Raw genomic sequence first — 20,395 nt, forward strand, 5'->3', positions numbered from 1 at the left:
GGCGAGGACCTTTTGGTTACTTTTGCGTCCTTGCAAAAGTGACCCGCCGTCAGGGCGGAACCCTAAGCCGCCATCACCCAAATAACGGATATGTACACCACCACCACCAACAAGCCGCCATCGCAGGCAAGCCAGCTCCCACATTTGATCGCATGTAGCCTATCCAGCCAAGTCATGCAGTTGGCAATATTCGTCCCAGCCTAACCCCGCCATCTGCGCGACTTCCTTGTGCACTTCCAGGCGCTGCGCCTCAAAAGCTTCGGCCGACTCGGCGGTCAACTTGAGCGTCAGCTCCCAGGCAAACAGATGCTGGCGCTCAGCCTCGGCCTCGAATGCTTCATGCAAGCGCTCGGCGCGATACTGCGCCAGGGTTTCGCCTTTGGCTTGGGCGGCCAGGGGGTTGAGGGTGTCCAGTTGCGTAGCCACCTCCGGGTGTTCACTCAAGAAACGGTCCAGGGCGCGCTGGTGGTTATCACCGGGTTCTGACAAGGGCTTACTCCTGATGGTATGAAGTGAATAGATGGGGTCACGCTTCAGGCTTTGCAATCAGCTAGCGGGTAATCGCCGATCAGGCTGGCCCAGGCATCAAAAAAAACGGTTTGAGGGCTAACCCGACACCCCCGACACACCGCGCAAACTGAAAGTAATTCTGAATAATTAATCGTAGTGCGGCAAAAGCCTTTCGCAACCGGTAGGTGGCCGTGTAGCGTTACATGGGATTTTTGGGCGCTGCCAAGCATGGGCAGAGAGCGATACGGGCAGAGGGACGGGGCATGGCGCAAACGCTGTTCAAACTTTTCCTCACCCAACGCCTGGCGGCCTTGGCCAGCACCGAGTCATTGCGTGCTATCCGCGAAGGCTTGCTGTGGATTCTGCCGTGCCTGCTGGTGTCAGCCGGTTTCCTGATTCTGTCCGAATGCGCCAAGGTGCTGGGCTTCGATCCGCAGGTAGTGGCCTTTCTGTCGGGTCTGCACAACCAGATCAGCTCGGTGATCCCGCTGTTGGTAGCGGCCTCCATTGGCTACATGCTTGCCATCCAGCACCGGCTGCCACAATTGCCAGTGGCCTTTTTGTGCCTGGCCCACGTGGTGGTCGCCACGTTTGTGTTGCGTGATTACCCGCGAGCATCGGCGACGTTTGTGTTGTTTATCGCCATCGCTTCGCCGTTGTTGAATGTGCCGGCGATCGCCTGGCTGCATCGTTTTCGCTGGACGCGCCTGGTCAACGAAGACCTGGTGGGCCACAACCTGCGCGGCACCATCAATATGGTGGTGCCGGGCGCCATTACCGCGTTGTTGCTGGTGCTGGTGTTGTCATTGCTGGTGCAGATTCCCTATGTGGCGCAGCTGCAGGGACCGCAGGTACTGGATGCGCTGCAATCACCCTATGGCAGCGGGTTGTTTGTCACCCTGATGAACTCATTGCTGTGGTTTTTCGGCATTCACGGTGTGTACGCCATGCAGCCGCTGTTCGATGTACTGGACCAGGCCGTGGTGCTCAATGGCGCTGCACTCGCGGCGGGTGAGCCGATCAAGTACTTGCTCAACAGTGGCTTGCTCGGCTCTTTCGCATTTATCGGTGGCTCGGGCGGGGCGCTGTGTTTGCTGCTGGCGATCCTGTTGTTTTCCAAAAGCCAATCCATGCGTTTGCTGGCGATGGCCAGTCTGCCGCTGTCGTTGTTCAATGTCAGCGAAGTGCTGCTGTTCGGCTTGCCTATCATCCTTAACCCACGCTTGTTTATCCCGTTTCTATTGGTGCCGGCGCTCAACACCCTGCTGGCCTTGACGGTGGTGCAGTTGGGCTGGGTGTCGCCGGCGGTGGCCAGCGTGCCATTTACCGCGCCCGTGCTGCTCAATGCCTACCTCAGCACCCACGGCGATGTGGCGGCGGTGGTGCTGCAAGTGCTGCTGTTGGGGCTGGGCACGCTGGTGTATGCGCCCTATGTGCGCGCGATTCATCGCCAGTCCAGTGAGGGCGGCACGGTGTATCTCAAATCGTTGGACATGACCTTCCGTGGCCTCGAAGAGAAAGGCCGCCTGCTGGAGTTGGACCCGGTGTTGGCGTCCCACAAGGCTGCCGCCCGGCAGGCTGTCGAACTGAGCCGTATCCAGCAGATCAGCGATTACGAGTTCTACCTGGAATTCCAGCCGCAAGTCTCGACCCGTACCGGCTTGTGCACCGGCTGTGAGGCGCTGATGCGCGCGCGGGACAGCCAGGGCACGGTGCATTCGCCCTGGGAGTTCCTGCAATGGCTGGCCCAGGCGCGGTTGATGCCGGACGTGGATGTGTGGGTGGCGTCCCAGGCGGTGCGCCAGTATCAGAAGTGGCAAAAGATCGGCTTTGCCTTGCCCATGACCATCAATATTTCCAGCGCCACGCTTACTCAGGCTGGCTATGGCGAGCGCCTGGTGGAGATTCTCGCCCAGGCCCGTGGGCAGGTCTCGGTGGAAATCACCGAAGATGCGTTGGTCGGTGATGTGCAGGCCACCCGCCAGACCATCCAGAGGCTCCAGGCGATCGGCGCCAAGGTGTATATCGATGACTTCGGCACCGGGTTTTCGGCCTTGAGTTACTTGCACCAGTTTCCGGTGGACTTTATCAAGATCGACCGCAGTTTCGTGGTGGCCCAGCGCGACCCCAAAGGCGCCCAGGTGTTGACCGGCATGCTGCGTTTTTGCGAGGCGCTGAACCTGGGCGTGGTGGTCGAGGGCGTGGAAACCGCCGAGCAGTTGGCCTTTTTGAACACCGGCACCGAGCTGTTTATCCAGGGCTGGTATTTCAGTAAAGCGCTGCCCGGCGAACTGCTGCCGGGCTTTGTCCGCAGGCGTGCGGCGGCTCAGGTTTAAGCGTGGGCGGACGCGTATTCGCGCTGGGTCTGTTCGATCTCTTCGACCAGATCGTCGATACCCGCCAAGCGTGCGCGGTTGTCATGGTCCCAAGGGTGAAAGCCCGGTTTGAAGTAGTGCAGCCACGGCCGCACCATGCGTGGGAACACACCCTTGGGCCCGTATAGAAACTTCAGCATGCGCCAGAACCCTTTCAGGTGCCCACCGGTTTTGCGGTCGGCCATCAGCAGGCGCACATGGAAATCAAACACCACCAGCCAGAACAACAGCGTGGTGGTCAACATGGTACCGGTGCGCAATAGATAGCGCATCGGCCCAGGCTTGATCACGGTGTTCCATACATCAAAGGCCACGGCCTTGTGCTCGGTTTCTTCGAGGGCGTGCCAGTACCACATCTGCTGGTAGCCCTTGAGTGACTCGCCAAAACGCGACGGGTCGCTGAGCAGGATTTCCGCGAGCATCGCCGTGTAGTGTTCCAAGGCGATGGTCACCGCCAGGTTGAACGACGGCGGCAAGTGTTTCTTTTGCAGGTCGAGGAAGAACTTCAGGCGCTTGTCGAGGGTGTGCGCCGGCAGGCCGGCCGCTTGCAAGTGATCGTTGTAGGCCACGTGTTCGCGGCTGTGCATGGCCTCCTGGCCGATAAACCCCTGGATTTCTTTCTTCAACGCCGGGTCGTCGATGCGTTGGCGGTAGTGGCGCACGCTGTCCATGAAAAACAGCTCGCCCTGGGGAAACAACAGCGACAGCGCATTAAAGAAGTGCGTGATGAAGGGGCCTTGTTCGTGCCAGTCCTTGATGCGCTCGGCAGGCAAGGCAAAACGGATATCGCGACGGATCGGCAGCATGATGCGTGCTCCTGTTCAGAGACGGGTTTCGTCGTTGGTTTCGAACACCGGCGTGCGTGGCTTGGGTGCCATGCGCTTGCTGGCGAACACCACAAGGGCTTGATAGGCCGCCGGCAGGCAACGGGCGAGCAGGTCGAGAAAATACGCATCGCGACCGATCAGCACGCGGCGCTTGTTCTTGCGCACGCCTTGCAGAATCACCTTGGCGGCCTGGTCGGCGTCGGTGATGAAGAGTTTTTCGAAGTCGGCGCGGGCCTGTTGCTCGCTGTGGATCAGAAAGCCGGTCATGTTCGCGTCGATACGGCTGCTGCGGCAGATATCGGTGCGAATGCCGCCAGGGTGTACGCAGGTGGCGGACACGCCGCAGCCTTGCAGGTCGAGCTCCTGGCGCAGGGATTCGGTAAAGCCGCGTACGGCAAACTTGGTCGCGTTGTAGCCGCTCATGCCCGGCTGGGCAAACAGGCCGAACAGGCTGGAGGTGTTGACCACATGCCCGTCGCCGCTGGCTTTAAGATGCGGCAGAAACGCCTTGGTGCCATGCACCACGCCCCAGAAGTTGATGCCGACGATCCACTCAAGGTCGGCATAGTCCACGCCCTCGACGGTACTCGATAAAGCCACGCCGGCATTGTTGAAGATCAGGTTGACCTGGCCATGCTCGGCCGCGCAGCGTGCGGCCCAGTCTTCCATGGCCTGACGGTCGGCTACATCGACAACGTGGGTGGTGACCATGACCGGCGACAAGGTTGACGTCTTGATCAGCGCCAAGGTCTGTTCCAAGCCTTGGCTGTTCTTGTCCGAAAGCGCCAGGTGGCAGCCTTCGCGCGCCAATGCGAGTGCCAAAGCGCGGCCCATGCCCGAGGCTGCGCCGGTGATTGCCGCCACGCGGCCATTGAATGACTTCATGACAGACTGCCTTCTGCGGTGGGTTGCGGGGCCACAACCGTGCGCGGCGCAGAGGCCGGCAACGGGTTGGCGAGGTAGTCCTTGAGCGCAAAGTGGCGGGTGACCTGTTTGAAACGCCAGGTCGAGCCGGGCCACAGCGTGGTGTTCTTGCCGGTGCGCGGGTCCAGGTACCAGCTCTGGCAACCGCCGGTGTTCCAGATGGTGCGCTTGAGCTTGCCCTGCAGTTGCTGGTTGTAGGCCTGCTCGACGGCGGGTTTGACCTCGACCGTGGCAATACGCTGGTGCTGCATGTGCTTGAGCGCGTCCAGAATGTAGGTGACCTGGGCCTCGATCATCAGAATCATCGAGTTATGCCCCAGGCCCGTGTTAGGCCCGACAATCAGGAACAGGTTGGGATAACCCGGCACCGTCGTGCCTTTATAGGCGTGCGCGCCGTCGCGCCAGGCGTCCATCAGGTCGACACCGTCGCGGCCGATGATGCAGTCGCGGGGCAGTGGATCGGTGGCCTGGAAACCGGTGCCGAAAATCAGGCAATCGGCTGGGTGCTTGATGCCATCAGCCGTAATCACGCCGTCGGCTTCGATGCGCAGCACGGTGTCGGTGACCACCTCGACATTGCTGCGTGACAGCGCCGGGTAATAGTCATTGGAGATCAGCACGCGCTTGCAGCCGATGGTGTAGTCGGGCGTCAGGGTTTTGCGCAGGGAAGGGCGCGCCACCTGTTTGCGCAAGTGGCGCAGGGCGATCTTCTGCACCATCTTCATCAACCGTGGGTGCAGGGCAAAGCCCACCACACGGCCTTCCAGCGCCCAGTAAAAAGCGCCGCGCACCAGGCGTTGGGTAAAGGGCAGGTGTTTGAACGCCCAGCGTTCGAGCCTTGAAATCTCGCGATCGGGCTTGGGCATGATCCACGGTGGCGTGCGCTGGAACAGGTCCAGGTGCGCCACCTGCGGGGCAATCTGCGGCACGAACTGAATGGCACTGGCGCCGGTGCCGATCACCGCCACGCGCTTGCCTTTCAACGAATAGTCGTGATCCCAGTGCTGGGAGTGGAAGCGTTTGCCCTTGAAGCTGTCCAGCCCTGGAATATCCGGCAACGCCGGACGCGACAGGCCGCCCATGCCCGAGACCAGCACCCGCGCGCTGACCTGGCGGCCATCGCTGAAGCTCAGTTGCCAGCGTTGCTGTTGCTCATCAAACACCGCGCATTGCAGGCCCAGGCCGAAGCGCAAATACGGCGCGAGCCCGAACCGCTGCGCGCACTGCTCAAGGTAAGCGCGGATCTCCGCCTGCGGTGCGAATTGCCGCGTCCAGTTGGGGTTGGGCGCAAACGAAAACGAATACACATGGGACTGCACGTCGCAGGCGCAGCCCGGGTAATGGTTGTCACGCCAGGTGCCGCCGAGGGTATCGGCCTGCTCGGCGATAAAGAAGTCGGTAAGCCCGGCTTCCTTGAGTTTGATTGCCATGCACAGGCCGGCAAAGCCTGAGCCGATGATGGCGATGTCGATTGAATCACTGTGGGCATTCATAGGCTGTCCTGCATGGGCATCAGATGTGCTCCTGTTTTTTGTTTTGTCTTTTAGATAGAACACCATTGCAAAGAAAAAATGAATTAATTATTTTAAAAAAGATTTTAAATAATCTACCTGAAAATATCGCCTACGCTAGGACCTTGTTCGCAATGTGTGGCTTGTCCGACAGACGCGCACGCTGTGCAGCAAGTCCAGGTCCAGGGTGTGGACGGTGGCTGAGGCCTTGACCAATACCGGTCAGGGAGCAGCAGCAGGGAAGCAGAGGACCAAGCTATGGCGGTTGAATGGGTTGTCGCTGCGGGTGTGGTGGTGGGCGCCAGTGCGTTGTTGTGGGGCTTGAGTGCCTGGATGACACGGCGCATAGAAGCCACCGTTCCGATCAACGGGCGTTTCGTCGAGGTCGATGGCGAGCGCTTTCATTATGTAGACGAAGGTAAAGGCCCGCCGCTGGTGATGATTCACGGGCTGATGGGCAGCAGTCGCAACCTCACCTATGCGTTGTCCGGGCAATTACGTGAACGCTTTCGGGTGATCACCCTGGACCGGCCGGGATCCGGCTATTCCAGCCGTGGCGCACACACGGCGGCAGACCTGCCGGCCCAGGCCAGGCAAATCGCCGCGTTTATCAAGACCCTCGACCTGGATAAACCGCTGGTGCTGGGCCATTCCCTTGGCGGTGCGATTGCCTTGGCGCTGGCGCTTGATCATCCGCATGCAGTGTCGGGGTTGATTCTGGTCGCGCCGCTGACCCACCCGCAGCGCCTGTTGCCGCTGGTGTTCCTGTCACTGGCCGTGCGCCCGGCCTGGCTGCGGCGCTGGATGGCGCACACCCTGACCATGCCCGTGGGGCTGTTGACCAAAGGTTCGGTGGTCAAGGGCGTGTTCGCCCCGGATACCGCGCCGCCGGACTTTGCCACCCGTGGCGGCGGCTTGCTGGGGATGCGCCCGGACAACTTCTACGCCGCTTCCACCGAGATCAACACAGTCAACGATCACCTGCCGGACATGGTCAAGCGCTACCCGCAACTGACCCTGCCCATCGGCCTGATCTATGGCGCGCGCGACAAGGTGCTGGACTTTCAGAAGCACGGCCAGGCCCTGGCCAGCAAGGTGCCGGGGCTGAAGCTGCAAGTGGTGGAGGGCAGGGGCCATATGCTGCCGATCACCGCCACAGAGCGTGTGGTGGCGGTGGTGGAGCAGATTGCCAAGCGCGTCAAACCGCCGCAAAACGACCCGCTTCCGCACACGCCATTGGCCCTAGTGGGTAAGTAGCAGGGTAAGTAGCTGAGTAAAAAATCGTGCCACCCGACTCGCGGTTCAACGGCGTCGATGCCTGCTTTAGACACCTGACCAAACGGCTGAAAAAGAGACTGCCCGGTCACGTAAAAAAGCCTTCGAGAAACTAGTTGACGACCTAACGATTCCGCGCTATTAATTTTAAAAAATTATTTCAATGTGTAATTTGAAACAGTTTTTGAAGTGCCTAAGAGCGAATAAAATAATGAAAAAAACGCCTTTTATCGCATGTCCAATCTGCCTCGTTCGGAGGCTGCCATGAATCAGACTATGGCAAGCCCAACCGTCTGGACCGACGGCAAGCGTCACCTGTGGTGGCTCGGCATCATGCCACTGGCAACACCCTTGCTCTCCGGCGCCCTGGCGATTACCACCGGCGTACAGCAACTGTGGTGGGTCGGTGTGCTGGTGATCTTCGGCCTTATCCCGCTGATCGATGGCCTGCTCGGCGAAGACGTCAGCAACCCACCCGAATCTGCCGTTAACCACCTCGAATCGCAAAGCTACTACCGCTGGATCGTCTACACCGGTGTGCTGTTCGTCATCTCGTCGGTGGTGATCACCGGCTGGCTCGCCGCCGGCGGCATCGACTGGATCATCGGCGGCGGTCTACTTAACGCCACTGCCCACTTTGAGCCGTCGAGCTGGCTGGCTAAAACCGCCGCCTTCATTACCGCGCGCACCGAACTGCATGGTTCGGTGAGCTGGTTCACTTACCTGGGCATGGCCATGTCCACCGGCGCCGCCACCGGCATTGCCATCAACACCGCTCACGAACTGGGGCACAAGCCCAAGCCGCTGGAAGTGTTCCTGGCCAAAGTCACTCTGGCGCCGACCTTCTACGGGCACTTCTACACCGAACACAACCGTGGCCACCATGTACGCGTCGCTACTCCGGAAGATCCGGCCAGCTCGCGCCTGGGTGAGAGTTTCTGGGCGTTCCTGCCGCGCTCGGTGTGGTTCAGCGCCATGTCGGCCTGGAACCTGGAGCGCGAACGCCTGCGCAAACTCGGCCTGCCGGCCTTGCACTGGAAGAACGCGGTGCTCAGCGCCTGGATGTACAGCCTGGTGTTGTGGGGCGCGATGATTGCCTGGTTGGGCGCGGCGGTAATTCCGTTCCTGATCATCCAGGGCATCTACGGGTTCTCGTTGCTGGAAGTGGTCAATTATGTCGAGCACTACGGGCTTAAACGCCAGAAGTTGCCCAACGGTCGTTATGAGCGTTGTTCGCCTCGGCATTCGTGGAACAGTAATCGGATTGTCACCAATATCTTTCTGTTCCAACTTCAGCGCCACTCCGATCACCATGCCAACCCGACCCGCAGTTACCAGTCGTTGCGCCACTTTGATGAATCGCCGCAACTGCCTTACGGTTACGCCAGCATGATTGTCTGGGCGTATGTGCCGTACTTATGGCGACGGCGCATGGACCACCGTGTATTGAACCACTATGCCGGGGATATCACCCTGACCAATCTTCAACCCTCACAGCGGTTGAAGTATCTGGAGAAGTACAGCAACAGCGCGACGCCGTTTTAATCTGAACTAACACGTGTGTGGGTGAACTCGGGGTCTGTGTACCACGCAGGCCTTCTTCGCCCAGGATTCATCGGTTTTATTGCAAGTTAGTGGTTTGACCCTACAACAATAATTTCAAGGGAAGGACGTACACCATGCAAAGCCCTGCCACCTTTACTGCCCATGTCATCCTGGCCGCATTGGGCCTGATGGTTTACCAACAAGCCCAGGCTGCGCGGATCGAGCCGGCCGGCAGCGCCTTTACGGCCCAAGGGCCGATCAGCTTTTCCAAGGGCGCGCTGATCAGTGCCGACTGCACCATCAAGGTGGCCGGCAAGGTCGCGGCCGATGGCACGTCGGTGAATGTCGATAAAGTTGAATTCGACGGCGGCCTTAAATGCAGCCGCGTCGAGGCCATCAACTTACCCTGGGTATTAATTGCCAAAGACACTAAAAGCGGCTCGATGTCGAACATCAGCGTGGATGTGCATGCCTTTGGTTTAGGCGGCAAGTGCGGCCCGTCCACCGCCGACGGTACCTGGGATAACGCCACTGGCAAGTTGGAAGCAGCCAATGTGCCGATTGGCGAAGACTGCAAGATCAAGACGGTGTCGATCAAGATGCCGCCCACCTTCAAAGTGGTCGAATAAACGAATTCTAAAACTGTAGCGGTAGATGCATTGAAATTTGGCTGGAAAGGGAAGTTCTGCAGTTTCACCGTGACCTCTCGATCATGGCCATTACCCCTGGCGAACTGACTCGCCATAACATGTGAGGAAAAACAATGAAAAGCTTGAAAACTCTCGTGTCGTTGACTGCTCTGGCTGTTTGCATGGGTGCTGCTTCCATGGCGAGTGCAGCCACTATTTCTCCTGCGGGCACGGGCTTTTCCACGCCTGCCGGGACCATTGCGGTGTCGTCGCCAGCGTCGTTCGGTGCGCCTGTTTCCTGCAACATCGTGTTCACCGGTAGCGTGGCCGCCGACGGTTCGGCCGCTGCTATTACTGGCGCGACCGTCAGTGGTGCCAACCCACTGTGTGGCGTGCCGGTGTTGCTGGGTCTGCCTTGGACCTTGACGCCAACCTCCACCGCCACCGGTGCAGGTGTGTATGCGGGTACCGTGTCCGGCGTCAACTTCAAGATTGTCAGCAACTGCGCCAGTGGCCCGGCCACGATCAACGTGCTCTACAACAACAACACCCACACCATCACCCTGCCATCTGCTCAAACGGTCGGCAGCTGCAAAATCACTGCTCTGAACGCCGCTCCAAGCCCAGCACTGACTGTAAATCCTTGATAGCAATGCGTTGGACGTGATGATCACACGTTGAAATGCAGGTGCCCCTCTCGGGGCACCTGTTGAGGAAAACCAGGGACGGTAGGCCCGGCCGTGGTGGATAAAAATAATAAGGAGTGGAGCATGAATAATAAGAAACAACCGGCCCAGACGTTAATCGGCCTGGCATTGTTGGGCGGTCTCATGGTCGCGGGCGGTTCGGTGCAGGCCGGTGGCTTCTCGACTCCTACATTTGGCGCCCAAGGTTGGGGTCGTGCGTTCGGTGGTGGTTCGTTGTTCAAGGACGACCCGTCCTCAGCGTACAACAACCCGGCTGCCATGGCGTTTATCGATCAAACTATCGCGCAGCAAAACGTCGTTTATGCGCGCGTCAATATTAAGTTCAAAGGCAATGCCACTGATTACAAAGGCGACCCAGCCTCTGTAGGGGTATTGGACGAATTTGGTGGCGTTACCTCTACGCCGCGTACGGGTGATGGTGGCGAAGGCGGGTTCACCGCCTGGCTGCCGACCGGCTTCCTGGTAATCCCGATTAACGATCGTTTCAGTGTTGGTCTAAGCCAGGTGGTGCCCCAGGGGATGAAGTCGACCTGGGACCCGGATTGGAAAGGCCGCGATTTTGCCGTAGACACCAAAATCGAAACCGTGGGCCTGACCGGCTCGCTGTCCTTCAAAGTCAATGACCAGTTCTCCATCGGTGGCGGCGCCATCGTTCAGCATACGAGTGGGTTTGTCAGCCAGAACGTCGACTTGTACGCAGCCGCGGCAGTTTCACCGGGGCTGGGCGGCTTTGGTATTCCCTTTCCATCCGGGGTGGGCCAATCGCTGATTCGGGTCAAGGTCGACAATACGTCAGTGGGCTGGTTTGGCGGCATGGCGTGGAAACCCACCGACCAAGATACCGTTGGCTTCAACTACCACGCCAAAATCAAGAACAAGCTGGAGGGCAAATACAAATTCAATGCCGACCCAGGCAGTCGGTTGCTGATGACTGACGTAGGCGGCGACGGCTTGACGTTGGTTGAGCGCGCTTACCCAGGCTTGAAACTGTTCCCGGACGGTGCCAACGCCAGCACGCAACTGGACATCCCGGCCACCGCTGCCATCGACTGGGTTCACGTGTTCAATGACCGCTTCACTCTCGGCGCCAGTGCCTTGTGGACCCAGTGGTCTTCCTTCAAGGCCCTGACGTTGAAGTCTGACGGCAATACCATTGTGTCGATTCCCTACAAGTACAAAGACGTGATGATGTACTCGCTGGGCGGTGACTATAAGCTCACCGACGATTTCACCCTGCGTGCCGGTGTTGCCTATGATCAGACGCCTACCCGTAACTCCACGCGGGACCCGCGCATTCCTGACGGTGATCGTTATTTCGCCTCGTTGGGTTTTGGCTACAACATCAAAGCGGTTCCAGGCTTGAGTGTTGACGGCGCCTACTCGCGGCAGTTTGTAAAAGAGGTCAATCTCAAGACCGTCAACGAAGATCGCCTTGGGGCTGCACGCCTGGATGGCAAGGTGGACAGCAAAGGGGAGGTGGTAAGCCTGTCGGCCACTTATAAGTTCTAACCAACAATCGGTGCGTGCTCAGGTGTGAAGTGGTCAGTCAGCGCATCTTTCTGGCGCTTCACACCCGTGCTGCACATGCTCCGTTTTTGTGGTTTTCCCAATGCAGAAACCGGCTGACTCGATCAGCCTATTTTTTTGTGCATGCATTAAATAAAAATTTCAAAACAAAATTTGAATTTATCCTTTCAAGTTTGTAGTGTGGTTTTACGCCCTCGTTCATCCCGAACGAGTGACGCGCATGCCATACCCTGAATTGAGTAGAGGTATCCCCATGGTTATCTGGTTATTGATGGGTGTCGCCGCCGCGATTGCCCTGGCCTATCGACAAGCCGCCGCGGCCCTGTGGCTGGGCGTCGGCCTGGTCTGGCTGGCGCTTGGTTATCTGTTCAATGGGGTCGCAGGCTTTGGCGCCAGCGTCGCGGCCATCCTGGTGGTACTGCCCGCCATGCTGATGACGATCAAACCGCTGCGCCGCACACTGCTGACCAGCAAGGCGCTGGGCCTGTTTCGCACGATCATGCCGGCGATGTCCGACACCGAGCGCGCCGCCATCGAGTCCGGCACCGTGTGGTGGGACGCCGAGCTGTTCAGCGGCAAGCCCAATTGGCAGCGCCTGCTGCAAGCCGCGCCGGCCAGCCTGAGTGCTGAAGAACAGGCGTTCCTCGACAACGAAGTGGAAACCCTCTGCGACATCGCCAACGACTGGGAAACCACCCAGGTCTGGCAGGACATGTCCCCCGAAGGCTGGCAGTACACCAAGGACGCCGGGTTCCTGGGCATGATCATTCCCAAGCAGTACGGCGGCAAAGGTTTCTCTCACTATGCGCATTCGCAGGTGGTGATGAAGCTGTCGACGCGCTGCTCGGCGGCGGCGATTTCGGTGATGGTGCCCAACTCCCTCGGCCCGGCTGAACTGCTGCTGCATTACGGCACCGATGCCCAGCGCAATTACTATTTGCCACGCCTGGCACGCGGCGAAGACATCCCGTGCTTTGCCCTGACCAGCCCGTATGCAGGCTCCGATGCCGGGGCGATTCCGGACCTGGGCATCGTCTGTAAAGGCGTGCACGAAGGCGAGGAAGTGCTGGGTTTTAAAGTGACCTGGGACAAGCGCTACATCACCCTTGGCCCGATTGCCACGGTGCTCGGCCTGGCGTTTCGCGCCGAAGACCCGGACGGTCTGCTTGGCAAGGCCGGCTCGCTGGGGATTACCTGTGCGTTGATCCCCACCTCCCATCCGGGCGTGAACAGTGGTCGCCGGCATTGGCCGCTGAACGCGGTGTTCCAGAACGGGCCGACCACCGGCAAGGATGTGTTTATTCCGCTGGAATGGGTGATTGGCGGCCGTGAACAGGTCGGCAATGGCTGGCGCATGCTGATGGAGTGCCTGGCGGCCGGGCGCGCCATTTCGCTGCCGTCGGCCAACGTCGGCCTGGGCAAGGTGGCGGTACGCGGCACCACGGCCTATGCGGCGATGCGCAAACAGTTCGGCCTGCCCATCGGCAAGTTCGAAGGTGTGCAGGCGCCGTTGGCGCGCATGGCCGGGCATCTGTATGCCTGCGACGCGGTGCGCAAGGTCTCGGTGGCGTCTTTGGATGCGGGTGAAAAGCCCTCGGTGATCTCGGCGATTGCCAAGTACCACGTCACCGAGCGCGCGCGGATGATCGTCAACGACGGCATGGACATCGTGGCCGGCAAAGGCATCTGCATGGGGCCCAATAACTTCCTGGCCCGCGCCTACCAGCAAAGCCCGATTGCGATCACCGTAGAGGGCGCGAACATCATGACCCGCTGCCTGATCATCTTTGGCCAGGGGCTGATTCGCTGCCATCCGTATGTGTTTCGCGAGATGGAAGCGGCGCACAACCCGGATCGGCGCAAAGCCCTGGAAGCTTTTGACAGTGCGATGTTCGGCCACCTGAGTTTTGTGCTGGCCAATACCGTGCGCGCCGCAGTGCATTCGCTGACCGGCGGGCGCTTGATTGCCACACCGGCCAAGACCGACCCGGCGCTGGCGTCCTACTACCGCCAGGCCAATCGGCTGTCAGTGGTGCTGGCGTTGATCTCGGATGTGTCCATGGGCGTGCTCGGTGGTGCGCTCAAGCGCAAGGAAAGTATCACCGGGCGCCTGGGCGATATTCTGTCGCAGCTGTACATCCTGTCCTGCGTGCTCAAGCGCTTTGAGGACGACGGGCGGCCCCAGGCCGACTTGCCGCTGGTGCACTGGTCGGCCCAGGACGCGTTGCTGCGCGCCCATGAAGCCCTGGCCGAAGTGCTCGACAACTACCCATCGAAACCGGCAGCAGCCGTGGTGCGTGCCTTGAGTTTTCCGTTTGGTATTCCCCAGCACAAACCCTCGGACCGTTTGCTGGCGCAAGTGGCCGACGTGGTGCAAACCCCCGGCGAAACCCGCGACCGCTTGCTGGCCAATTCCTACATTCCTCGCCCGGAAATCGACAAGCTGGCCTACGGCGAATTGGGCTTCCGGCTGTTGCCGCAGGTGGAGCTGATCGAAGCGCGGCTCAAACCGGCGATCAAGCAGGGCCTGATTGAACCGATGCCGATTTCCGCCACGGCCTTCACCGGCTGGCGGGTCAAGGCGCGGGCGCTGGATTTGATCAGCGATGAGGAAGACAGCTTGCTCGGGCGTTATGTGGAATATGCCGACCATGGCATTCAGGTCGACGACTTTCCGCAGGATTTTGGCTTGCTGGAGGCTTTGCAGCAGCGTCAACAGGCGTTGGAGCCCAAGGCCAAACGCCGTACTACACAGGGCGAAAACGCCTCGGTGAACTAGGAGGAACGCGATCAAAATGTGGGAGCGGGCTTGCTCGCGAATGCGGTCTATCAGCGGTATATGTGTGGGCTGACCCACCGCATTCGCGAGCAAGCCCGCTCCCACAGTTGATCGGGTTTACACGGCAAGACAGTGTTTGTGAGTGGAACTATCAATGAGTGACAGCTACTTATCCTTCGTCAATTCCCCTTGGGGCCGGCGCTTGGCCCAAGCCATCGGCCTGCCGCAACCCTTGCCTTTGCAACGCCACCGCAGCGGCCAGCAAGGCCTGGCCAACCCGGTGATCGTCGCCGGGGCAGGGCGCCTGGGTGCGCAGGTGCAACAGCTCTTCAAAGACACCGACACCGTCGTCGCCACGCCGGCAACCCTCAAGGCGCCGTCCACGGTCAAGGTGCAGGGCGCGGTGTTCGACGCCACGGCCGTGCTCGACCTGCAACAACTCGACGAGCTCTACGTGTTCTTCCACGCCAATGCCAAGCGCCTCAGCCAGCACGGCCGCGTAGTGGTGCTCGGCACGGCGCCGGAACATTGCCAGGACTTGCCCCAGGCCATCGCCCAGCGGGCCCTTGAAGGGCTGGTGCGCTCGCTGGCCAAGGAATTGCGCCGCGCAATCACAGTGCAATTGATCTACGTGGCGCCGGGCGCCGAAGACGCCATGGACAGCAGCCTGCGGTTCTTTTTATCGCGCCGCTCGGCCTATGTGTCGGGCCAGGTGGTGCGCCTGGAAAAACCCGTGGGCGGCCAGGTGACAGTGAACTGGGACAAGCCCTTCGCCGGTCGCCGTGCCCTGGTCACCGGTGCCTCTCGTGGCATCGGCCTGGCGATTGCCCAGGTGCTGGCCCGCGACGGCGCCCATGTGGTGTGCGTGGACGTGCCCCAAGCCCAGGCAGCGCTGCTTCAGGCCGCTGACAGTGTGAATGGCTCGGCCTTGCCGCTGGACATCACCGCTGCCGATGCGGCCGCGCTGTTGCAGGCGCATGTCAGCCAATACGGCGCCTTCGACGTGGTGGTACACAACGCCGGGATCACCCGCGACAAGACCATCGCCAAGATGACCGAAGCCGCCTGGCGCAGTGTGCTGGCGGTCAACCTCGAAGCGCCGTTGCAACTGAGTACCGCACTGTTGGAAGGCCAGGGCTTGAACCCTGGCGGGCGAATTGTGTGCGTGTCGTCGATTTCCGGCATTGCCGGCAACCTCGGGCAAAGCAACTACGCCACCTCCAAGGCCGGGGTGATTGGCCTGGTGCAGGGCTTGGCCCCCCAGGCGGCTGCGTTGCAGGTCACCGTGAATGCGGTGGCGCCAGGTTTTATCGAAACCCAGATGACCGCAAAAATCCCGCTGATGATCCGTGAGGCTGGGCGGCGCATGAACTCGCTGTCCCAGGGCGGGCAGCCGATCGACGTGGCCGAGACCATCGCCTGGCTGGCGCACCCGGCGTCCGGCGGGGTCAATGGCCAGGTGGTGCGCGTGTGCGGCCAAAGCCTGCTGGGAGCCTGAACCATGGACTACGTGACGCAGATCATCGACCCGCCACCGTCACGCACTCAGTTGTTGCTGGACGGCGTGCGTGCGCTGCGCAAACCCAAGCTCGACGGGCCGCCGCCATTGCCCACAGAGCGCTTGGTGCGTTCGGCGGTGGAGCTGAGCGCCACTGGCATCGCCGCCTACGGCCGCGCCTGCGGTTTTCGCCGTGAGCAGGGCGTGCCGCTGTCTTATCCGCATGTGCTGGCGTTCCCACTGCATTTGATGCTGCTGACCCGGCCGAGCTTCCCGTACCCGGCCAGTGGCATGGTGCACCTGGCCAATCGCATTCGTCAGCACCAGCGTTTGCACGAAGGCCAGGCCTTGCGCCTGGAAGTGTATTGCGCGCGCTGGGTGGCGCACCCCAAGGGCCAGGCGCTGAGCATCGCCACCCGCGCCTTTGCGGCGGATACGTTGGTGTGGGAAAGCGACAGCCTGTACCTGCGCCGCGACGTTAAAGACCCGGTCGGTGAGCCCTGGGACGATGTGCTGGCCTTGCAGGAAGACGGCCTGTTGCGCACCCAGCGCTGGGTGCTGCCGGCCGACCTGGGGCGCCGGTTTGCCAAGGTCTCGGGGGATTTCAACCCGATTCATACCTCAGTGATCGGCGCCAGGATCTTCGGCTTTCGCCGCGCCATCGCCCATGGCATGTGGACCCTGGGCCGCGCACTGGCGGCGCAGCAACCGCCGGGCGGGCTGGATCAGGCGCAAGCGCATTGCGACTTCAAGCTGCCGATCTTCCTGCCCGGCCAAGTTGCACTGTGGAGCCGCCCGGTGACCGGCCCGCGCCGTGAGTTCGAAGTGCGCAATTTTGCCGGTGAAAAACCGCATATGCGCGGGCTATTTATTTGGAAAGAGAGCCACGAATGAGTGACTACAGCTTCAACCCGGCCCCGACCCGCCGCGTGGCGATTATCGGCGGCAACCGTATTCCGTTTGCCCGCTCCAACACCGTGTATGCCCACGACAGCAATCAGGACCTGCTGGTGGCTGCCCTGCAAGGCCTGGTCGAGCGCTACAACCTGCACGGTCAGCGCCTGGGCGAGTTTGCTGCGGGCGCGGTAATCAAGCATTCGCGCGATTTCAACCTGGCGCGTGAGTCATTGCTGTCCACCACATTGTCGCCTGACACGCCTGCCTACGACGTTCAACAAGCCTGCGGTACCGGGCTGGAAGCGGCCTTGCTTGTGGCCAACAAGATCGCCCTCGGCCAGATCGAAGTGGGCATCGCCGGCGGTGCCGACACCACCTCCGATGCGCCCATCGGCATCAACGAATCCCTGCGCCACACCTTGCTGGCGGCCAATCGCGCCAAGGGAATGGGCGCCAAGGTGAAGACCTTGCTGAAGGTGCGTCCGTCGATGTTTTTCAAGCCGTTGCTGCCGCGCAATGGCGAGCCGCGCACCGGTTTGTCGATGGGTGAGCACTGCGAAGAAATGGCTAAGCGCTGGCAGATCAAACGGCTGGCCCAGGATGAACTGACCCTCACCAGCCACCAGCGCCTGGATGCGGCCTATAAGCGTGGCTTTTTTGACGACTTGATCACTCCGTATCGTGGCCTGGCCCGTGACAACAACCTGCGTGCCGACACCAGCCTGGAAAAACTCGCGGGCCTGTCTGCGGCCTACGACCGCCAAAACGGCACGCTGACGGCGGGCAACTCCACACCGCTGACCGATGGCGCCTCAGTGGTCCTGCTGGCCAGCGAAGCCTGGGCGGCCGAACAGGGTTTGCCGGTGCTTGCCTACCTGCGTACCGGCGAAACCGCCGCCGTCAACTTTGTCGACGGCACCGAAGGCTTGTTGATGGCCCCGGCGTATGCCGTGCCACGCATGCTCAAGCGTGAGGGCCTGGGGTTTGCCGACTTTGACTTTTTTGAAATTCACGAAGCCTTTGCCGCCCAGGTGCTGTGCACGCTCAAGGCGTGGGAAGACCCCGAGTATTGCCGCGAGCGGCTAGGCTTGGAGGCACCGCTGGGCGCCATCGACCGCAGCAAAATGAACGTCAACGGTGGCTCCCTGGGCTGTGGCCATCCGTTTGCCGCCACCGGTGGCCGGCAACTGGCGGCGCTGGCCAAAACCATCCATGAGAACGGGGGTGGGCGCGGCCTGATTTCGATTTGTGCAGCCGGCGGGCTGGGCATTACCGCCATCGTCGAAAAATAGCCTGATCAAAAACAACAATAAGGAGACTGCCATGAACGCTGTAAGCCAGGAACACACCGAACGGGTTTGGTTGAACGCCTACTTGCCGGGCGTGCCGGCGGACATCGAGGCCGGTATCGAGGCCTACCCGTCGCTGCGCGAGGTGTTCCTGGAGCACCTGGAAAAATTCCGCGAGCGGGTCGCCTACGTCAGCATCGGCACCGAAATGACCTACGCCGACTGGCAGGTGCAAGGCCATGCGTTCGCCGCGTGGCTACAGGGCCAGGGTGTGAAAAAGGGCGACCGGGTGGCGCTGATGATGCCCAATTGCTTGCAGTACCCGATCTGCCTGCTGGGCACCATTCTGGCCGGTGCGGTGGTGGTCAACGTGAACCCGTTGTACACCTCCCATGAGCTCAAGCATTTGCTCAAGGACAGCGAAGCCGAAACCCTGGTGATCTTTGAGAACTTCGCCCATACCTTTGAAAAAGTCGCGCAGGGCAGCCGTGTCAAACGCGTGGTGGTGGCGGCCATTGGCGATCTGCTGGGCACCTTCAAGGGCGCGGCGATGAACTTCATCCTGCGTCGTGTGCAAAAGCAGGTGCCGGCATTCAAGCTGCCGGGTTCGGTACGCTTCAACAACGTGTTGAAACAGGGACGAGCGCTGAACCATTTTCCGGTGGAGATGCACCTCGATGAGCTGGCGTTTTTGCAATACACCGGCGGCACCACGGGGGACGCCAAGGGCGTGATGCTCAGCCATCGCAATATCATCGCCAACCTGTTGCAAGCCAAGGCCTGGGTCGGGGATCAGTTGGACCAGGACAAGCAGGAAACCAACGTGACCTTGCTGCCGCTGTATCACATCTTTTCGCTGACGGTGAACTGCCTGATGTTCATGTGCCTGGGCGGGCGCAATATCCTGATTGCCAACCCTCGGGATGTGAAACGGGTGCAGATGATTTTGCGCAAGGAGCGCTTCAATGGCATTGCCGGGGTCAACACTTTGTTTAACGGCTTGCTCGAAAACAAGGAGTTCTGTGCGCGGGATTTCTCTGACCTGCGCATGGTGATTGCTGGCGGCATGGCCACGCACACGGCGGTGGCCAAACGCTGGAAGGAGGTCACTGGGCTGCCGATCATCGAGGGCTATGGGCTGACGGAGTGCTCGCCGGTGGTGAGCATCAGCCCGATCAACATTGCGCGCATGCGCGAGATGGAGTTCACCGGCAGCATCGGCGTGCCGTTGCCGTCGACCTGGGTGCGGTTTATGCGTGAGGATGGCGAGCTGGCGGAGATTGGCGAGCAAGGTGAGCTGCAAGTGCGTGGCCCGCAGGTGATGCAGGGGTACTGGAAGCGGCCCAAGGAAACCGCTGAAGTGCTGGATGCCGAGGGCTGGCTTTCCACCGGGGACATTGGGGTGATGGATGAGCGTGGGTATATTCGTCTGGTGGATCGCAAGAAAGACATGATCCTGGTTTCGGGGTTTAACGTGTATCCGAATGAGATTGAGGATGTGGTGGCGTTGCATCCCGGTGTGGGGGAGGTGGCGGCCATTGGGGTGGAAGATCCGGTGACGGGGGAGAAGGTCAAGATCATCGTGGTACGCAAGGACCCGAGCTTGACCCAGGAGCAGATCCTGGCCCATTGCCGGGAATATCTGACGGGGTACAAGGTGCCCAAGTATGTGGAGTTTCGCAGTGTTGAGCTGCCCAAGACTACGGTGGGTAAGGTGCTGCGGCGGGCGTTGCGTTGATTTGCTTTAACTGTGGAGCTGGTTGATCGGGTGTATATCCGTTATTTGGGTGATGGCGGCTTAGGGTTCCGCCCTGACGGCGGGTCACTTTTTGAAGGACCAAAAAGGTAACCAAAAAGTCCTCGCCCCACCACTCGGTGCCTCGCTGTGGCTCGGCATGCCCTCACTCCGGCTTGAATCCGTGGGCCGCCGCGATGGGCCATCCTTGGCCCAGCGCGGCTAACCCGGCGTCCTGCCGGGTTACCCACGGATTCAAGCCTGCGTTCGGCCATCGTGGTTAACGGGGCGATTTGAGATCAAAAGCAGATCAAAAGCAGAGCACGGCGGCCTGAAAGCCGACCTGAGTGGTTGAAGCAAGAGCCAG

Annotated in this window: 15 protein-coding genes; 11 read left to right on the top strand and 4 right to left on the bottom strand. The window is 60.5% G+C overall.

Annotation, left to right across the window (positions count from 1 at the left end; genetic code table 11):
• Positions 1-159: 159 nt before the first annotated feature.
• Complete coding sequence (locus tag K0H48_RS09940; protein ID WP_219267339.1) at positions 160-489, bottom strand: DUF6388 family protein; 330 nt, start codon at positions 487-489, stop codon at positions 160-162.
• A gap of 284 nt (positions 490-773) precedes the next feature.
• On the opposite strand from K0H48_RS09940, the gene K0H48_RS09945 reads away from it, so the two are divergent.
• Complete coding sequence (locus K0H48_RS09945) at positions 774-2,846, top strand: EAL domain-containing protein (protein WP_219267340.1); 2,073 nt, start codon at positions 774-776, stop codon at positions 2,844-2,846.
• Here K0H48_RS09945 and K0H48_RS09950 read toward each other — a convergent pair.
• The 3 genes from K0H48_RS09950 to K0H48_RS09960 are packed head-to-tail and all read right to left on the bottom strand — an operon-like array spanning position 2,843 to position 6,129.
• The gene (locus K0H48_RS09950) at positions 2,843-3,691 is read right to left on the bottom strand and encodes a metal-dependent hydrolase (protein WP_219267341.1); all 849 of its coding nucleotides are present in this window, start codon (positions 3,689-3,691) and stop codon (positions 2,843-2,845) included. The genes K0H48_RS09945 and K0H48_RS09950 overlap by 4 nt on opposite strands.
• Positions 3,692-3,706: 15 nt before the next feature.
• Positions 3,707-4,597 carry an SDR family oxidoreductase gene (locus K0H48_RS09955; RefSeq protein WP_219267342.1) on the bottom strand — a complete coding sequence of 297 codons (891 nt, stop codon included), beginning with the start codon at positions 4,595-4,597 and terminating at the stop codon, positions 3,707-3,709.
• Positions 4,594-6,129: an NAD(P)/FAD-dependent oxidoreductase gene (locus K0H48_RS09960; protein ID WP_219267343.1), complete on the bottom strand. Its 1,536-nt coding sequence runs from the start codon at positions 6,127-6,129 to the stop codon at positions 4,594-4,596. The genes K0H48_RS09955 and K0H48_RS09960 overlap by 4 nt, the downstream gene beginning before the upstream one ends.
• A gap of 276 nt (positions 6,130-6,405) precedes the next feature.
• Between K0H48_RS09960 and K0H48_RS09965 the strand changes: the two genes are divergently transcribed.
• The 10 genes from K0H48_RS09965 to K0H48_RS10010 all read left to right on the top strand — a co-directional run bounded on the left by K0H48_RS09965 (position 6,406) and on the right by K0H48_RS10010 (position 20,031).
• A complete protein-coding gene (locus tag K0H48_RS09965; RefSeq protein ID WP_219267344.1) occupies positions 6,406-7,404 on the top strand; it encodes an alpha/beta fold hydrolase in 999 nt (332 codons plus the stop codon).
• A gap of 282 nt (positions 7,405-7,686) precedes the next feature.
• Entirely contained in the window at positions 7,687-8,967 is a 1,281-nt protein-coding gene (locus K0H48_RS09970; protein ID WP_219267345.1) for an alkane 1-monooxygenase, read from the top strand.
• Between the two features lie 134 nt (positions 8,968-9,101).
• A complete protein-coding gene (praA, locus tag K0H48_RS09975) occupies positions 9,102-9,596 on the top strand; it encodes an alkane oxidation protein activator PraA (protein WP_219267346.1) in 495 nt (164 codons plus the stop codon).
• 134 nt (positions 9,597-9,730) lie between these two features.
• Positions 9,731-10,243 (top strand): alkane oxidation protein activator PraB, encoded by a 513-nt coding sequence (gene praB / locus K0H48_RS09980; protein ID WP_219267347.1) that lies wholly within the window; start codon positions 9,731-9,733, stop codon positions 10,241-10,243.
• 123 nt (positions 10,244-10,366) lie between these two features.
• A complete protein-coding gene (locus K0H48_RS09985) occupies positions 10,367-11,812 on the top strand; it encodes an outer membrane protein transport protein (protein ID WP_219267348.1) in 1,446 nt (481 codons plus the stop codon).
• A 271-nt stretch (positions 11,813-12,083) separates the two neighbouring features.
• Positions 12,084-14,609, top strand: a complete 2,526-nt coding sequence (locus tag K0H48_RS09990) for an acyl-CoA dehydrogenase (RefSeq protein WP_219267349.1) — start codon at positions 12,084-12,086, stop codon at positions 14,607-14,609.
• Between the two features lie 154 nt (positions 14,610-14,763).
• Positions 14,764-16,107 (top strand): 3-oxoacyl-ACP reductase, encoded by a 1,344-nt coding sequence (locus K0H48_RS09995; RefSeq protein WP_219267350.1) that lies wholly within the window; start codon positions 14,764-14,766, stop codon positions 16,105-16,107.
• A gap of 3 nt (positions 16,108-16,110) precedes the next feature.
• Entirely contained in the window at positions 16,111-17,001 is an 891-nt protein-coding gene (locus K0H48_RS10000; RefSeq protein ID WP_219267351.1) for a MaoC/PaaZ C-terminal domain-containing protein, read from the top strand.
• Positions 16,998-18,296 carry an acetyl-CoA C-acetyltransferase gene (locus tag K0H48_RS10005; RefSeq protein ID WP_219267352.1) on the top strand — a complete coding sequence of 433 codons (1,299 nt, stop codon included), beginning with the start codon at positions 16,998-17,000 and terminating at the stop codon, positions 18,294-18,296. The genes K0H48_RS10000 and K0H48_RS10005 overlap by 4 nt, the downstream gene beginning before the upstream one ends.
• A 31-nt stretch (positions 18,297-18,327) precedes the next feature.
• Positions 18,328-20,031, top strand: a complete 1,704-nt coding sequence (locus tag K0H48_RS10010) for an AMP-binding protein (RefSeq protein ID WP_219267353.1) — start codon at positions 18,328-18,330, stop codon at positions 20,029-20,031.
• Positions 20,032-20,395 lie beyond the last annotated feature (364 nt).

Origin of the sequence: Pseudomonas sp. Xaverov 259 (genome assembly GCF_019352915.1) — a bacterium.
GTDB lineage: Bacteria > Pseudomonadota > Gammaproteobacteria > Pseudomonadales > Pseudomonadaceae > Aquipseudomonas.

What these genes read in the sequence shown, in the direction of transcription:
- K0H48_RS09945 (WP_219267340.1), top strand. Translation starts at nt 774, where the DNA reads ATGGCGCAAACGCTGTTCAAACTTTTCCTCACCCAACGCCTGGCGGCC.
- K0H48_RS09950 (WP_219267341.1), bottom strand. Translation starts at nt 3,691, where the DNA reads ATGCTGCCGATCCGTCGCGATATCCGTTTTGCCTTGCCTGCCGAGCGC.
- K0H48_RS09955 (WP_219267342.1), bottom strand. Translation starts at nt 4,597, where the DNA reads ATGAAGTCATTCAATGGCCGCGTGGCGGCAATCACCGGCGCAGCCTCG.
- K0H48_RS09960 (WP_219267343.1), bottom strand. Translation starts at nt 6,129, where the DNA reads ATGAATGCCCACAGTGATTCAATCGACATCGCCATCATCGGCTCAGGC.
- K0H48_RS09965 (WP_219267344.1), top strand. Translation starts at nt 6,406, where the DNA reads ATGGCGGTTGAATGGGTTGTCGCTGCGGGTGTGGTGGTGGGCGCCAGT.
- K0H48_RS09970 (WP_219267345.1), top strand. Translation starts at nt 7,687, where the DNA reads ATGAATCAGACTATGGCAAGCCCAACCGTCTGGACCGACGGCAAGCGT.
- praA (WP_219267346.1), top strand. Translation starts at nt 9,102, where the DNA reads ATGCAAAGCCCTGCCACCTTTACTGCCCATGTCATCCTGGCCGCATTG.
- praB (WP_219267347.1), top strand. Translation starts at nt 9,731, where the DNA reads ATGAAAAGCTTGAAAACTCTCGTGTCGTTGACTGCTCTGGCTGTTTGC.
- K0H48_RS09985 (WP_219267348.1), top strand. Translation starts at nt 10,367, where the DNA reads ATGAATAATAAGAAACAACCGGCCCAGACGTTAATCGGCCTGGCATTG.
- K0H48_RS09990 (WP_219267349.1), top strand. Translation starts at nt 12,084, where the DNA reads ATGGTTATCTGGTTATTGATGGGTGTCGCCGCCGCGATTGCCCTGGCC.
- K0H48_RS09995 (WP_219267350.1), top strand. Translation starts at nt 14,764, where the DNA reads ATGAGTGACAGCTACTTATCCTTCGTCAATTCCCCTTGGGGCCGGCGC.
- K0H48_RS10000 (WP_219267351.1), top strand. Translation starts at nt 16,111, where the DNA reads ATGGACTACGTGACGCAGATCATCGACCCGCCACCGTCACGCACTCAG.
- K0H48_RS10005 (WP_219267352.1), top strand. Translation starts at nt 16,998, where the DNA reads ATGAGTGACTACAGCTTCAACCCGGCCCCGACCCGCCGCGTGGCGATT.
- K0H48_RS10010 (WP_219267353.1), top strand. Translation starts at nt 18,328, where the DNA reads ATGAACGCTGTAAGCCAGGAACACACCGAACGGGTTTGGTTGAACGCC.